The 13,117-nt window shown below is 60.5% G+C and carries 11 protein-coding genes; 4 read left to right on the forward strand and 7 right to left on the reverse strand.

The features are described 5' to 3' along the window. Window positions 1-95 precede the first annotated feature (95 nt). Window positions 96-1,157: a DUF1176 domain-containing protein gene (locus tag GC125_RS08315; protein ID WP_151985260.1), complete on the forward strand. Its 1,062-nt coding sequence runs from the start codon at window positions 96-98 to the stop codon at window positions 1,155-1,157. 7 nt (window positions 1,158-1,164) lie between these two features. On the opposite strand, the gene GC125_RS08320 is transcribed toward GC125_RS08315, so the two are convergent. Beyond that, window positions 1,165-1,650: a DUF1499 domain-containing protein gene (locus GC125_RS08320; protein WP_151985261.1), complete on the reverse strand. Its 486-nt coding sequence runs from the start codon at window positions 1,648-1,650 to the stop codon at window positions 1,165-1,167. Between the two features lie 55 nt (window positions 1,651-1,705). Further along, window positions 1,706-2,665, reverse strand: a complete 960-nt coding sequence (locus GC125_RS08325) for an EAL domain-containing protein (RefSeq protein WP_151985262.1) — start codon at window positions 2,663-2,665, stop codon at window positions 1,706-1,708. A gap of 199 nt (window positions 2,666-2,864) precedes the next feature. Between GC125_RS08325 and GC125_RS08330 the strand changes: the two genes are divergently transcribed. Beyond that, window positions 2,865-4,067, forward strand: coding sequence for a pyridoxal phosphate-dependent aminotransferase (locus GC125_RS08330; protein WP_151985263.1), 1,203 nt, complete (start codon window positions 2,865-2,867; stop codon window positions 4,065-4,067). Between the two features lie 321 nt (window positions 4,068-4,388). On the opposite strand, the gene GC125_RS08335 is transcribed toward GC125_RS08330, so the two are convergent. Next, window positions 4,389-5,291, reverse strand: coding sequence for a LysR family transcriptional regulator (locus tag GC125_RS08335; RefSeq protein ID WP_151985264.1), 903 nt, complete (start codon window positions 5,289-5,291; stop codon window positions 4,389-4,391). A 31-nt stretch (window positions 5,292-5,322) separates the two neighbouring features. Next, window positions 5,323-6,297, reverse strand: a complete 975-nt coding sequence (gene trxB, locus GC125_RS08340) for a thioredoxin-disulfide reductase (RefSeq protein ID WP_151985265.1) — start codon at window positions 6,295-6,297, stop codon at window positions 5,323-5,325. A gap of 219 nt (window positions 6,298-6,516) precedes the next feature. Here trxB and GC125_RS08345 point away from each other — a divergent pair, with 219 nt between their 5' ends. Next, window positions 6,517-6,987 carry an Lrp/AsnC family transcriptional regulator gene (locus tag GC125_RS08345; RefSeq protein ID WP_126009231.1) on the forward strand — a complete coding sequence of 157 codons (471 nt, stop codon included), beginning with the start codon at window positions 6,517-6,519 and terminating at the stop codon, window positions 6,985-6,987. A 99-nt stretch (window positions 6,988-7,086) separates the two neighbouring features. Here the strand turns inward: GC125_RS08345 and greA are convergent, their stop codons facing one another. The 3 genes from greA to GC125_RS08360 form a co-directional block, all read right to left on the reverse strand. After that, window positions 7,087-7,563 (reverse strand): transcription elongation factor GreA, encoded by a 477-nt coding sequence (greA, locus tag GC125_RS08350; RefSeq protein ID WP_151985266.1) that lies wholly within the window; start codon window positions 7,561-7,563, stop codon window positions 7,087-7,089. A 209-nt stretch (window positions 7,564-7,772) separates the two neighbouring features. Further along, entirely contained in the window at window positions 7,773-11,273 is a 3,501-nt protein-coding gene (gene carB / locus GC125_RS08355) for a carbamoyl-phosphate synthase large subunit (RefSeq protein WP_151985267.1), read from the reverse strand. Between the two features lie 176 nt (window positions 11,274-11,449). Continuing rightward, window positions 11,450-11,674: a helix-turn-helix domain-containing protein gene (locus GC125_RS08360; RefSeq protein ID WP_151985268.1), complete on the reverse strand. Its 225-nt coding sequence runs from the start codon at window positions 11,672-11,674 to the stop codon at window positions 11,450-11,452. A gap of 655 nt (window positions 11,675-12,329) precedes the next feature. Here GC125_RS08360 and GC125_RS08365 point away from each other — a divergent pair. Then, on the forward strand, window positions 12,330-12,845 hold the full coding sequence (locus tag GC125_RS08365; protein WP_199864511.1) for a response regulator transcription factor: 516 nt from the start codon (window positions 12,330-12,332) through the stop codon (window positions 12,843-12,845). Window positions 12,846-13,117 lie beyond the last annotated feature (272 nt).

Consider the following 13,117-nt stretch of genomic DNA (forward strand, 5'->3'; position numbering starts at 1 on the left):
GGCGGATTGCTATCGCCTCCGCTTCGGCTAACAGTTGGACATAGCCGCTGCAAGACGCGCGGCTTCGTCGTCGTCGATCCGAGGACCCCCGCTTGATGAGAATGGCCACCACACAGCATCTTTCGCTCGCCGCAATCGGCTTTTTCATGTTCGTGGATGCCGCGGTCGCAGCCGGGTATCGCGAGTTTCGGGATTGGCAGGTGAACTGCTCCTCCGCGCTGACCTGCCGGCTGACGGCGACCGTGCCGGAAGACGCACCTTTCTATGGGTTCTCGTTCAGCCGCAGCAACGCGCCTGATGCCCCGTTGGAACTGACCGTCGGCTTTCGGAACGCGCTTCCGGACGCAAGCGCGCGCATGGATATCGAGGTTGCGGACGGTCCCGCCTTGTCGCTCGAGCTTTCAGGGGCGGAGCGGCGCGAGGACTATTCCGAATTGCGCTTCGATGACGCTGCGGTTCTGCGCAGCCTGATCGAGGCCATGAAGAGCGGCACGTCGATGACTGTCTCGGTCTCGTCCGACGATCCTTCGGCGATCACCGAATTGTCGCTCTCGGGCGTGACCGCGTCGCTGCTCTTCATCGACGAAAGCCAGGACCGTCTGGAGCGCACCGATGCCTTGCAGGCCGTCGGCGATCGCGAGCCGCCGGCTTCATCGTTGATCAGCGCGATCACCTCATTCGACGAACTGCCGGCCCATATCGCCGAAGATTTCACCGACGAGATGGGTTATTGCGGCGGCCTCGACGCGGAACGCTTCGCCGCGATGGAAGGCGTGCTCGTGGATCGCGGCGACGATGGCGTCATGCTGCTTCTGCCCTGCGGGCTCGGTGGGGCCTACAATTTCCCCTATGCCGTCTACATCGGTGCGGGTCTGGACACGGTGCGCGCACGCGATTTCCCGGTGATGAGCGATAATGGGCCACAGTCGGAGCCATTCGCCTACAACATCGATTTCGACCAGAAGACAGGGCGGATCACCTCCTTCTTCAAAGGGCGCGGCATCGGCGATTGCGGCACGCTGTCGCTGTGGTCCGTGGAGAGCGACGGGTACGGGCCCTCGCTTACGCTTGCCGAGCAAAGAGTGAAGGGGGAGTGCGACGGCGATTACGGCGACGGCCCGGACTCTTGGCCGCTCGTCTGGCCAAACGGTCAGTAGTGATCGCTCACCTGACGTCGAAAAGTTGTGCCAGCCGCTTCTTGTTCGTGCCGAAGTCCGAGCGCCCAAGTTTCGAGCGGGAGTAGGCGCGGATGTCGGATGAACCACCCGCGCGTTCTCTCACTTCGACATCGATCGTGTCCGGAAAGCGCAGCAATGGCGTGTAAACGACGAAACGCGCATAGCCTGGATCCGAGCGGTCGTCGACGCGCCGAACATGTGCTTCGATGGTGGCAAGCCGCTCGGAAAGTCGTTTGACGACGGTTGCAGGTGGTCCTGCCGTGTCCGGTATCGTGAGGTCGGGCGCAGTACAGGTTCCGGCTGTGCAAGCCAGCGCATCATTCGGCGTCGCGTTTCGCTTGGCTTCGGCAAAGTCGTAGCGACCAATATCCGCCGGGCCGCCGAGACGCTCCCATAGCCGTTCGCGCCCATAGAGAACGACAGCCAGAACGCCGAGACCGATGAGGATCGTGATTGCGAGGATGATCTTCATCTCTGTGGCGTTTCCGTTGAACCGACGCTGCTTTCGTGGATGAAGCAGATGTCCGTCAAAGGCCGCGCTTGCCAAAGGTCTTTCGAGCCAGCGCCGGCCGATGCGGGACCGGCGCGGCAGCCACCGTCGAAGGTTGTTCGGGCATTACTGGCGCGGCGATGGGGTCGTTCAGCGTAATAGGCGTAATAGGCGTAATTGCAGTTTGCGCCAAAGCCGATTGCTCCGGAAAAAGATCGTTGAATTTGCCCAGGAGCGTGTCCGGCTTGGCGAGCGCGTAGCCTTGCAGCAGGTCGACTTTCAGTTCGATCGCCAGATCTACCTGCCATGGATGTTCCAGTCCCTCGAACAACGTCGCGATGCCGTTTGCCCGGAAGCGCTGCACAGAGTCACGCAGTAAATCTACACCGGGCGAGTGCTCCATGTAGCGCAACACCCAATCGCCGTCGAATTTCACGATATTGGGCTTGAGCAGTTCGATGCGCGCGATGTCGGAATCCTCCGCGCCATAATCGTCGACCGCGATACGGAAGCCGCATTGACGGAAATCTTCGACCACCGCCACGAGCGCTGCGCGGTTGGCGGCCTTCTTTTCGGTGATCTCGCAAACGATCTGCCGCGGCGGCAGGCCGATCTGCGAAGTCAGATCCAGCAGGCGCGCAACTTCCGTTGCGGTCGTGCGGGCGTCGTTGAAGAGCCTGGGATCGAAATTGAGGAAAAGCGTGGCGGATGGCCGATCAAGCTGGCCCATGTTGAGAAGGTGCAACTGACGACAGAGCGCATCGACCAGACCACCGTCTTCCGGTGGTACGCTGGAAAAGAAGGCATAGGGCGACACGCTTTGGCCGCTCTTCGTCGGCCGGATCAGGCCTTCGAAGGCTTCGAGGCGCAGCTTGCCATGCCCGATCTGGCGAAAGATCGGCTGAAACGCCGATTTGAGCGCAAAGGGACCGTAGACGGCAGCGTACCAGCCGTCCTGCTGCCGAATGATGTTCTGCGAGAGCGCATGGTTCTGCATCGCCCCGTCTCTCTCCCAAGCGGTCGATCCGGCACTGTCGCAGCTTCAAACTGATATCTTCTTAACGGAGCGGCACACTGATCTTGCCGGTGCGCTTGAAAGTCGCGGGCAGATTGGACATACCAGACCGGCATTTTCCTCGCCGGCGCGTGCGGCATTTCATTCGGCGCACCGGTGCAATCGAACCGGAGTTAAGAGCATGGCTTTTCTCGCCGACGCGCTCTCGCGCGTCAAACCATCGGCAACGATCGCTGTCAGCCAGAAGGCCCGCGAATTGAAGGCCCAAGGCCGCGACGTGATCGGGCTTGGAGCAGGCGAGCCGGATTTCGATACGCCGGACAACATCAAGAACGCCGCAATCGCTGCGATCAATCGCGGCGAGACGAAGTATACGCCTGTTTCCGGCATTCCGGAACTGCGCAAGGCGATCGCCGACAAGTTCAAGCGCGAGAACGGCCTCGACTACGATCCGTCACAGACGATCGTCGGAACGGGCGGTAAGCAGATTCTTTTCAATGCCTTCATGGCAACGATGAATGCCGGAGATGAAGTCGTTATTCCGGCACCCTATTGGGTCAGCTACCCGGAGATGGTCGCCATCTGCGGCGGCACGCCGGTCTTCGTTGAAACGACGATCGACAACAGCTTCAAGCTCACGCCCGAAGCACTCGACAAGGCGATCACACCGAAGACCAAGTGGCTGATCTTCAACTCGCCTTCGAACCCTTCCGGCGCAGCCTACAGCGAGGCCGAATTGAAGGCCCTGACGGACGTGCTTTTGAAGCACGAGCATGTGTGGGTGCTGACCGACGACATGTACGAGCATCTCGTCTATGGCGACTTCACCTTCACGACGCCGGTCCAGGTGGAGCCGAAGCTCTACGACCGCACGCTGACGATGAACGGCGTCTCGAAGGCCTACGCGATGACGGGCTGGCGCATCGGCTATGCGGCAGGGCCACTGCAACTGATCAAGGCCATGGATATGATCCAGGGTCAGCAGACGTCGGGCGCCTGCTCGATCGCGCAGTGGGCCGCCGTTGAAGCGCTGAATGGGACGCAGGATTTCATTCCTGAAAACAAGAAGATCTTCGAACGCCGTCGCGACCTCGTCGTCTCCATGCTGAACCAGGCGAAGGGCATCGATTGCCCGACGCCCGAAGGCGCATTCTACGTCTATCCGTCCTGTGCAGGACTGATGGGCAAGACGGCGCCGAGCGGCAAGGTCATGGAAACGGACGAGGACTTCGTCAGCGAGCTCCTGGAAGCCGAAGGCGTGGCCGTCGTTCACGGCTCGGCATTCGGTCTTGGACCGAACTTCCGCATCTCATACGCCACCTCGGAAGAGCTTCTGGAAGAGGCTTGCAGCCGCATCCAGCGCTTCTGCGCAGCCTGCCGCTGAAGCAAACCATCCGATGCGAATTGGAGCGCCGTTCCCGGCTTCGGGGGCGGCGTTTTTAATTGATGGCCCGAATTTCGGGCAAAAAAAGAGGGCCACGGGAAAACCCGGGCCCTTTTAAGTTTGAAGGTCAAAACCTCCAGAGGGGAACAGCAAGATGCGATGACGTGGGAGGAAAGTAGTCACCGTGTGCATCTGCTATAGGCGATATGATGCTTCGGTAGGCAAACGGCAAGTTCTTGCCGCGCATTTCTGCCATGCGCTCTGCACATATCGCATGGAAATTGAGCAAAGCCGACTTGGCCTCAACCCTCGACGGTGCGTCTAATAGTTCCAATTCCGGGCTTTTGAGATCAGAAAATCGCGAAATGCCTTCAGCTTTGCGGCGTTCTTTATTTCTTCCGGATAGCAGAAATAGGTGTCGAAAGACGGGGCGTCCGCCGTCGTTTCCAGCTGCACGAGACCGGAATCGCGGCCGACCATGTAGTCGGGCAACATGGCGATGCCGATGCCCATCTGAACCGCGCGCTTCACAGACGTGAGATTGTTGATCTGCAGATGCGGGACACGTGGATTGTCGGCGGTCCGACCGGCGACTTCAAGCGAGTTCAGGCCGAGAAGATAGCCGGGTGCCGGTTCGCCGAAGGTGATGATGCGGTGGCCGTCGAGATCGTGCGGCGACTTCGGTTCGCCGAAGCGGTTCAGGTAGCCGGGCGACGCATAGACGTGCAGATGCACCGTGAAGAGCTTGCGCTGGATGAGGTCCGGCTGTTGCGGCTGACGCAGGCGGATCGCGCAATCGGCGTGGCGCATGTTCACATCCAGCTCCTCATTGTCGAGGATCAGCTGGAGCTGCATTTCCGGATAGAGCTCCAGGAACTCCTGGACCTTCTCGGTTAGCCATCCCTGGCCGAGGCCCACCGTCGTCGTCACGCGCAGCTTGCCGCTGGGCTTGTTGCTGGTCTCCGTCAGCCGGGCGCGCACCGTTTCCAGCTTGAGCAGCACGTCATGCGCCGTGTGATAGAGCATTTCGCCCTGTTCGGTAAGGATCAGGCCGCGGGCGTGACGGTGGAACAGCTTGGTGCCGACTTCATGCTCAAGCGCGCTGACCTGGCGGCTGATCGCGGACTGCGACAGATGCAGGGCCTCCGCCGCGTGGGTAAACGAACCCGCCTCGGCGGCTGCGTGAAAAATCCGCAGCTTGTCCCAGTCCAATGGAGCTACCATGTGATCAGACCATCCCCTCAGGTCGTCTTATTTATTCGGCCGCTTCCGCGATGTGGACGTAGCCTGCAAGGTATCGTTCCACCTCGAGCGCTGCCATGCAGCCCATGCCCGCTGCCGTAACGGCCTGTCGATAGATGTCGTCTGTGACGTCGCCCGCGGCGAAGATACCCGGCACGTCGGTCGCCGTCGAATCCGGTGCGCTCCAGAGATAGCCGTTCGGCTTCATCCGGAGCTTGTCCTTGAACAGATCCACGGCCGGCGCGTGCCCGATCGCGACGAAGACGCCATCGACAGCCAGATCCTTGATCTCGCCCGTCTGCGTGTCCTTCAGCCGAACGCCCGTGACGGACGGGGGCATCGGATGCTTGGCCGGCGTCCCGGTGATCTCGTCGATGACGGCGTTCCACACGACCTTGACGTTTTCCTTGGCGAAGAGACGGTCCTGAAGAATGCGCTCCGCACGAAAACCCTCGCGCCGGTGAATGAGCGTGACGGATTTCGCGAGATTGGAAAGATAGAGCGCTTCCTCGACGGCGGTGTTGCCGCCCCCGACGACCGCGACGTCCTTGCCGCGATAGAAGAAGCCATCACAGGTGGCGCAGGCAGAGACGCCGAAGCCCATGAAGGTCTGCTCCGTCTCGATGCCAAGCCATTTCGCCTTGGCCCCGGTGGCGATGATCAGGGCATCGGCCGTGAAGACCTGCCCACCATCGGTGCGCACGCGGAAGGGGCGGCGGTCCGTCTCGACTTCGACGACGAGGTCGTTGACGATTTCGGCGCCCACATTGATGGCCTGATTGAGCATCTGCTCCATCATCCAGGGGCCTTGGACCGGATCGGCATAGCCAGGATAATTCTCCACATCCGTGGTGATCATCAACTGGCCGCCCTGTTCCATGCCGGCGATCACGATTGGCTGCAGCATGGCGCGGGCTGCGTAGATGGCGGCCGTGTAACCCGCGGGGCCGGAGCCGATGATCAGGACCGGCGTATGACGCTCGCTCATGTCGGTAATGTCCTATTGGTCTTTGGTGACAGTGCATACCACCACTGTCGCTAATCTACGAATGGGGGCGCTGCCGTTTCAAGGCGTACCCACGAGTTTCTCACAAGAGGTATCTCGCATTTGCGGCGATTGTGCTACTTGGAGACACAAGAATCGCCTCGCAATAAAGTTGCGCGAAACGGCGAAATGAACGCAATCTTATTGCCAGAGGCATCAGGAATGGTATTTCGCGCTGATCTCGACGCGATCGATATGAAAATCCTCCGCGAATTGCAGCGCGAAGGCCGGATCACCAATGTCGAATTGTCCGAACGCGTCGGGATCTCTGCTCCGCCTTGTCTGCGCCGGGTGCGCAAGCTGGAAGAGGCGGGGATCATTCGCGGCTACCGGGCGCTTATCAATGCACAGGCGCTGGGATACGACCTCGTCGCCTTCACCATGGTCGGCCTGATCCACCAGTCAGACGGGAATCTGAAGGAGTTCGCCGCCATGACCACGACTTGGCCGATCGTGCGCGCGGCGTGGATGGTGTCGGGCGAAAGCGACTTCCTGCTGCATTGTGTGGCAAAGGACCTGTCGAGCTTCCAGGATTTCGTCGTGGACACGCTGACGGCAGCACCGAATGTCGACACCGTCCGCACGATGCTGACCATCCGCCAGATCAAGGACGAAGGCGAAGTCGCCATCTAAGGCCGCACTACGAACGATCGAACTTCGAAAACGATCGAGGCGCAGCGGTTTCCCGCCACGCCTTGGTCGATCATCCTGCGATGGGGTAGGGCTTTTGCCTCAGCCCCAGTTGATCGCGAGGATTTCGTAGGCCTTGGAGCCACCCGGCGCGTTCACCTCGATCGAATCTCCGACGCTCTTGCCGATGAGGGCGCGCGAGATCGGTGAGGAAATCGAGATCCGGCCATCCTTCACGTCGGCTTCCTGGTCGCCGACGATCTGGTAGGTCTTTTCTTCCTCGGTATCTTCGTCGACGAGCTTGACCGTCGCGCCGAATTTCACCGTGTCGCCCGACATCTTGGTCAAATCGATCACTTCAGCGCGCGCCAGCAGGTCTTCGACCTCGGCGATCCGGCCCTCATTGTGGCTCTGCGCTTCCTTGGCGGCATGATATTCCGCGTTTTCCGACAGATCGCCATGGGCGCGAGCCTCGGAGATCGCCTCGATGATGCGCGGGCGCTCTTCCTGCTGGCGCACGCGCAGCTCTTCCTGCAGCTTCTTGAAGCCGGAAGGCGTCATGGGCACTTTGTCGACCATCGTCGTATCCCTTTCCGTATCGTCCCCGAACCCACAGCACGATCCCGCGGCCCGGTGCTCGGACCGCTGCTAAGTGCTGTGTCGGGCAAAAAAGAAAACGGTTCTCGAGCAGTGATCTCGGAACCGTTCTCGCTGTCCATCGCCAGTGATTATCAAATAATGCCGTCGACTTCACCTGAAAAGATGCGATCGCACGGATCGCACTCTTCTTAAGCGTTGAAATAACTCTGCAGAGGCCGCACTTCAAGATTTCCGGCCTTTAGTGCCGCAATCGCCTTGGCCGCAGCGACCGATCCGGCCATGGTGGTGAAGTACGGCACCTTCTGCATCAGCGCTGCGCGGCGCAGCGATTTCGAATCAGACACGGCCTTGGCGCCATCGGTCGTGTTGATCACAAGCTGGATTTGACGGTTGCGGATCGCGTCTTCGACATGCGGCCGACCTTCGAGAACCTTGTTCACCCGCTCCACCGCGATGCCGTGCTCCTTGAGGAAGCTGGCCGTGCCACTCGTCGCGATGACGCGGAAGCCGACAGAGACCAGCGTTTCGATGGCGGGGAGTACACGCTCCTTGTCGTCGTCCTTGACCGAGACGAAGACCGCACCGTCTCGGGGCAGCTCCACGCCGGCGCCGAGCTGCGCCTTGGCGAAAGCCAGCGTGAAGTCACGGTCGAGGCCCATGACCTCACCGGTCGAGCGCATTTCCGGGCCGAGCAGCGTGTCCACGCCGGGGAAGCGGGCGAAGGGGAAGACGGCTTCCTTGACCGCGATATGGTCGAGCTTCTTGGGCTCAGCGGAGGCGCCGTAGGCAGCTAACGCTTCCGACAGCGTTTCGCCGGCCATGATGCGCGCGGCGATCTTGGCGATCGGCGCGCCGATGGTCTTGGCGACGAAGGGCACGGTGCGCGACGCGCGTGGATTGACCTCCAGCACGTAGATCGTGCCGTCCTTGACCGCGTACTGGACGTTCATCAGGCCGCCGACATGCAGCGCCTTGGCCAGCGCTTCCGTCTGCGTCTTCAGTTCGGCGACGATGTCGTCGGGCAGGGAGTAGACCGGGAGCGAGCAGGCGCTGTCGCCGGAATGGATGCCGGCTTCCTCGATGTGCTCCATGATGCCGCAGACATAGACGTTCTTGCCATCGCACAGGCAGTCGACGTCCACTTCGATGGCGTTGGTGAGATAGCTGTCGAAAAGCAGCGGGTTCTTGCCGAGTAACGTGTTGATCTGGCCCGTCTTGTCGTTCGGATAACGCGCCTTGATGTCTTCCGGTACCAGTTCGGGCACCGTGCCGAGCAGGTAGTTGGAAAGCGTCGTCTCGTCGCGGATGATCTGCATGGCGCGGCCGCCGAGCACGTAGGACGGGCGAACGACGAGCGGAAAGCCAATCTCAGCCGCCACGATGCGCGACTGCTCGACGGAGTAGGCGATGCCGTTCTTAGGCTGGGCCAGATCGAGCTTGACGAGAAGCTTCTGGAAGCGATCGCGGTCTTCGGCAAGGTCGATCATGTCGGGCGCCGTGCCGAGGATCGGGATGCCGGCCTTCTCAAGCGCGTCGGCGAGCTTCAGCGGCGTCTGGCCGCCGAACTGGACGATGACGCCGTGAAGCGTGCCCTTGCTCTGTTCGACCCGCAGAATTTCCAGGACATCCTCGGCCGTCAGAGGTTCGAAATAAAGCCGATCGGAGGTGTCGTAATCGGTGGAGACGGTCTCGGGGTTGCAGTTGACCATGATCGCCTCGTAGCCGGCATCGGCGAGCGCGAATGCCGCGTGGCAGCAGCAGTAATCGAACTCGATGCCCTGGCCGATCCGGTTTGGGCCGCCACCGAGGATGACGACCTTCTTGCGGTCCGACACGAAGGCTTCCGAGCGCAGTTCTCCTGCAAAAGGCGTCTCGTAGGTCGAGTACATGTAGGCGGTAGGAGAAGCGAATTCGGCTGCGCAGGTGTCGATGCGCTTGAAGACGGGATGCACGTCGAGCCGGTCGCGCAGCTTGGTGACGTCCTTCTCGTTCTGGCCGGTGATGTTTGCCAGGCGGGCATCGGAGAAGCCCATGCTCTTCAGCATGCGCAGGTTTTCCGCATCCTGCGGCAGGCCATGGGCGCGTACGCGCGCTTCCATGTCGACGATCGCCTTGAGCTGGGCAAGGAACCACGGATCGATCTTGCAGCTCGCATAGATTTCGGCTTCGCTCATGCCGAGACGCAACGCCTGGGCGACCATGCGAAGGCGGTTCGGCGTGGGCGTGCCGAGCGCGGCCTTGATCGCATTGCGGTCGTCGGATCTGTCGCCATCGGTGCCGAGGCCCGGGATCTCGATCTCGTCGAGGCCGGTCAGGCCGGTTTCCAGGCCGCGCAGGGCCTTTTGCAGGCTTTCGGCGAAGGTACGGCCGATCGCCATGACTTCGCCGACCGACTTCATCGCCGTGGTCAGCGTCGGTTCGGCGCCCGGGAACTTCTCGAACGCAAAGCGCGGGATCTTGGTGACGACGTAGTCGATCGACGGCTCGAAGGAGGCAGGCGTCGCACCGCCGGTGATGTCGTTGTCCAATTCGTCGAGCGTGTAGCCGACCGCAAGCTTCGCCGCGATCTTGGCGATCGGGAAGCCGGTGGCCTTCGACGCGAGCGCGGAGGAGCGCGAGACGCGCGGGTTCATCTCGATCACGACCAGGCGGCCATTGTCCGGATTGACGGCGAACTGCACGTTCGAACCGCCGGTCTCGACCCCGATCTCGCGCAGCACCGCGATCGAGGCGTTGCGCATGATCTGGTATTCCTTGTCCGTCAGCGTGAGCGCCGGCGCGACAGTGATAGAGTCGCCGGTATGCACGCCCATCGGATCGATGTTCTCGATGGAGCAGACGATGATGCAATTGTCCGCGTGATCGCGCACGACCTCCATCTCGTACTCTTTCCAGCCGAGCACGCTTTCCTCGATCAGCACTTCGGTGGTCGGGGAGGCATCGAGGCCGGACGAGATGATGTCGAAGAATTCGGTGCGGTTATAGGCAATGCCGCCGCCGGTGCCGCCCATGGTGAAGGAGGGGCGGATGATGGCGGGCAGGCCGATCGTGTCGAGCGCCTGGGCAGCGATCGCCATCGCGTGGCTCATGTAGCGCTGCTTGCGGTCGCTTTCGCCGAGGTTCCACTGGGTTTCGAGGTCGTCGAGCGCCTTGTCGAGCGCGTCGCCCGAATGCTCGGCGCGGATGTTTGCCTTCAGCGCATCATGCGCCTTGCGGTCTTCTTCCTTGATGGCGGTGGCATTGGCGAGCAGAGAGCGCGGCGTCTCGAGGCCGATCTTCTGCATCGCTTCGCGGAAGAGGGCGCGGTCCTCCGCCTTGTCGATCGCCTCGGGCTTGGCGCCGATCATCTCGACATTATAGCGTTCCAGCGTGCCCATGCGCTTCAAGGAAAGCGCCGTGTTCAACGCCGTCTGGCCACCCATGGTCGGGAGCAGCGCATCTGGGCGCTCCTTGGCGATGATCTTGGCGACGACTTCCGGCGTGATCGGCTCGATATAGGTCGCGTCCGCAAGCTCCGGATCGGTCATGATCGTCGCCGGGTTGGAGTTGACCAGAATGACGCGGTAGCCCTCTTCCTTCAGGGCCTTGACGGCCTGTGTGCCGGAGTAGTCGAATTCGCAGGCCTGACCGATGATAATGGGGCCGGCGCCGATGATCAGGATCGATTGGATATCGGTTCTTTTCGGCATGGGTCATCCATCTGTCAGGTCGGCATCGGGTATGGCACGGCCGAGAAGGCTCATGCGGCACCCGCGCTCGTCTATCGATTTTGAGGCTAGGCCGGCCTTATAGGGTAAAGGGTCCGTCAGGAAAACCCTGTGCGCGCACGTTCCGACGCTTTTTCAGGCAGGACTGAAACCTGCAGTCAATCGTTCTCGTAAATGAGCTCGGACGCATCGTAGCGGGTGATACCTTGAGAGATCGCATAGCAGGCCAGCGCGACTGCGACCGGAATTTCAACCGCTTTGCCGTCCCTGTCGCCTTTCTCGTAATATTGGATGACACGTTTCTTAAGCCCGAGCGCGTCTGCCGCATCTTTCTGCTTCAACCCGAGCGCCTTGCGCCAACGTCGGAAATCATTCGGCGTCATGTCGTGTCGCTGCCCGTTCCTGGTGCCGACCATGTTTGCCAGCAATTTCGATACCGCCAACGGACGCACTCAATCCGAATCGGCATGCACTTAAAAAGCATAGTCTTAAATACACTCTGGTGTTTCAACCGTTATGCATCGTCGGGACGGCATCTATCCGCCGGTGCTGCGTTCGACCCCACCATTACAAAAGTTGTGTGACATCTATGTCTGGGCGAGGGGACGCCGGGATTGCGGTCATGAGACAACGCTTTGTCGCCGAAATCAGCGCCGAGGCTGGGCTTGCCGGGAAAGCGTGCTGATCAGGCCCATAGATTATGTTTAGGTTGACTAAAAAATTCGGAAAATCAAAACGTTTATTGGCTGAGATTTGGCGGTTGCTTGAGCCAATGAGTGCTTTCGGAACTTAGGCAAACAGACCGCGTTTAGAGTTAAGGTTAATAAAGCTTTAAGCGGACAAGAAATCCAAGTTACGGTATCAAGTGCGTGCCATTAGGGTTGTGCCGAGTTGTGTATGTCCAACGTAGCCATCATCACAGACAGTGCTTTGCTATCGACGGTCATTGATCGGGCGGTTTCTGCGTCCTTCGATGGAACGCGGCGGCAATTCGGCTTTCGGTCAATTCCAGCAGGCGAGGACCTCCGTGACTGCATCGTGATCATTGATGCGGTGTCGCCGGAAGCGGTGACGCAGCTCCTGGAGGCACGTCGCGAGACCGTTGATCTTGAACGCACGATTATTCTGATGCGATCCGATCAATACTGTGAAGAGTTTTCGTCGCTGGTGGGTCGCGTGGGCGGCCTATTACCGGCCGATTTCACGGTGGAAGAAATCGCTCTGGCGGCGAAATTGGTCCGCCGCGGGCTTTCGATGGTTCCGTCGGCCGTGTTCGCTGTACTGGACTCCGACGAATTCGACGATATCGCTCTCGATGAGACACCTTTGACGGAGCGAGAAGACAGCGTTCTCAACCTCATCGCCGAAGGTGCGGGAAACAAGACGATCGCACGGCGGCTGAACATCAGCGACAGCACGGTCCGCGTCCACGTTCGGTCGATCATGAAGAAACTTGGCGTCCAGAACAGGACGCAAGCTGCGCTGCGCGCCGTTCGCCAGCGCACACCAGCGCGTGCAAGCGCTTCGGCGAAGGCGTCTTCCGCCAAACGCTAGGACCACTCTTCAAGCGGAAACGAAACCACCCGCCGTTTACCGCCATATCGGTGCTGAGGCGCGAGCACCTTAGCCATTGATCGATGCATGCCTCAGAATCAACTCTGAGATTATCCGCCGCGGTCGCCCGTATTTCAACCCATCTCTATGATGGGCTTTGGCTCACTCCCAGCACGGTTTGCACGCTCCAGTCTCGAAAAGCTTAGTCGAGAAATCGGGAAGCTCCTTCAAGCACAAGTGCGCGCTTATATATGTCCCGATTGTCCGATGGT

The organism is Rhizobium sp. EC-SD404 (assembly GCF_902498825.1).
Taxonomy (GTDB): domain Bacteria; phylum Pseudomonadota; class Alphaproteobacteria; order Rhizobiales; family Rhizobiaceae; genus Georhizobium.

Bases quoted from the DNA above. Each gene is read 5' to 3' on its own strand.
- carB (WP_151985267.1), bottom strand. From the start codon at position 11,273: ATGCCGAAAAGAACCGATATCCAATCGATCCTGATCATCGGCGCCGGC.
- GC125_RS08320 (WP_151985261.1), bottom strand. From the start codon at position 1,650: ATGAAGATCATCCTCGCAATCACGATCCTCATCGGTCTCGGCGTTCTG.
- GC125_RS08335 (WP_151985264.1), bottom strand. From the start codon at position 5,291: ATGGTAGCTCCATTGGACTGGGACAAGCTGCGGATTTTTCACGCAGCC.
- greA (WP_151985266.1), bottom strand. From the start codon at position 7,563: ATGGTCGACAAAGTGCCCATGACGCCTTCCGGCTTCAAGAAGCTGCAG.
- GC125_RS08345 (WP_126009231.1), top strand. From the start codon at position 6,517: ATGGTATTTCGCGCTGATCTCGACGCGATCGATATGAAAATCCTCCGC.
- GC125_RS08325 (WP_151985262.1), bottom strand. From the start codon at position 2,665: ATGCAGAACCATGCGCTCTCGCAGAACATCATTCGGCAGCAGGACGGC.
- GC125_RS08330 (WP_151985263.1), top strand. From the start codon at position 2,865: ATGGCTTTTCTCGCCGACGCGCTCTCGCGCGTCAAACCATCGGCAACG.
- trxB (WP_151985265.1), bottom strand. From the start codon at position 6,297: ATGAGCGAGCGTCATACGCCGGTCCTGATCATCGGCTCCGGCCCCGCG.
- GC125_RS08315 (WP_151985260.1), top strand. From the start codon at position 96: ATGAGAATGGCCACCACACAGCATCTTTCGCTCGCCGCAATCGGCTTT.
- GC125_RS08360 (WP_151985268.1), bottom strand. From the start codon at position 11,674: ATGACGCCGAATGATTTCCGACGTTGGCGCAAGGCGCTCGGGTTGAAG.